The following is a 1196-nucleotide window of genomic DNA, read 5'->3' as shown; positions in this document are numbered from 1 at the left end:
TACAACTTTACTGTTGCTGACTTCCATACGTACTATGTAAGTGACTTGGGAATTTGGGTTCATAATACTGGTTGTGATATAATAAGTCCTTTTGATTTGGTGGGTCGCCAAACTAAGGATGAAATGACTGGTAACAAAATCAAGAAAATAGCTAAGAATATGAAACAAAATGGTTGGGATGGAGAACCGATTAAAGTTTATGTGGTGAAGGGAAAAACAATAATTGTAGATGGTCATCATCGAGCGACGGCAGCAAAACAAGCAGGACTAAAAAATGTTCCCATTGAATATGTATCGGAAGCTGAATTGAAAAGCACTTGGAGAACGACACCTGATGAATTATTAAGACAAACATATGAAGCTGGGGGTAGATAAATGGGGATAGAATCTTATAACTTTCTTCTTTACCCTAAAAAGAACATAGCTAAACTAACGGAATATGGTTGGGAAACGTATGGTGGTGATTCTATTTCTTCTTCTAGGGTTATTGAGGTATTAGAGTCGATGAAGAATGTCAAGGCATATACTCCCAAAGGTAAACGATCTCCTGTAGATGAAGGATGTTACTATTCGTATGTAGACGAATCCAGCATCATTGAAATTGAAGTTAACTCTGGGGAAAAAGCCGAAATTGTAGAGGAATTATCAGTGCGATTTGCTGTTGTTAATCCAGAAGGCACATTTGAAAAAACACTACAACTATGCCGTGATATATCTGAGTCGCTCAAGTTGAATGTTTTAAATATGAAGTTACATGAAGTAATAGATTTTAGTAATGAAATTCAGTTAACAAGAAGCGAAAAAATATTTAATGAGAAAAGGAGGCAGTTTTTTTCAACGTTTGATTTACCCGAAGGCATTATTTCCAGGCCACTATATTGTTCTGAAGTTTTCGATATATTACAGGGTAAACGGTAGCATTTAAACTCTGGGAGGAGAATACCTCTCAGGGTTTTTAAGTTTTCCCCCATCTAATGCCGAAGAATCGGGCGGCAACCTCCCCAAGAACCTAACTCCGACCGAGCTGGTCAAGTACAACCCGTACCGTTATGCGGGCCACTACTGAGATCGGAAGACGCAGCTGTACTTCCTACAGTCGCGCTACTACGATCCTCGGAACGGCCGTTTCCTCTCGGCGGACAGCTACCGGGACGAAGTGGAGCAGCCGCTCAGCCTGAACCTGTATATTTACTCGC

2 protein-coding genes and 1 pseudogene are annotated in these 1196 nt (G+C 40.2%); all 3 read left to right on the top strand.

Features of this window, described 5'->3' with window-relative positions:
* Positions 1-375 (top strand): ParB/RepB/Spo0J family partition protein (locus tag L1N82_RS18345; RefSeq protein WP_235288920.1); only part of this gene is annotated, 375 nt, incomplete at its 5' end.
* On the top strand, positions 376-918 hold the full coding sequence (locus L1N82_RS18340; RefSeq protein ID WP_235288919.1) for a hypothetical protein: 543 nt from the start codon (positions 376-378) through the stop codon (positions 916-918). It abuts the gene before it with no gap.
* 160 nt (positions 919-1078) lie between these two features.
* Positions 1079-1196: pseudogene (locus L1N82_RS23620) on the top strand (hypothetical protein); the annotation flags it as partial.

The organism is Paenibacillus tarimensis (genome assembly GCF_021532315.1).
Classification (GTDB): Bacteria; Bacillota; Bacilli; order Paenibacillales; family Paenibacillaceae; genus Paenibacillus_I; species Paenibacillus_I tarimensis.
This window is presented reverse-complemented; position numbering and strand designations above follow the sequence as displayed.

What these genes read in the sequence shown, in the direction of transcription:
- L1N82_RS18340 (WP_235288919.1), top strand. Translation starts at nt 376, where the DNA reads ATGGGGATAGAATCTTATAACTTTCTTCTTTACCCTAAAAAGAACATA.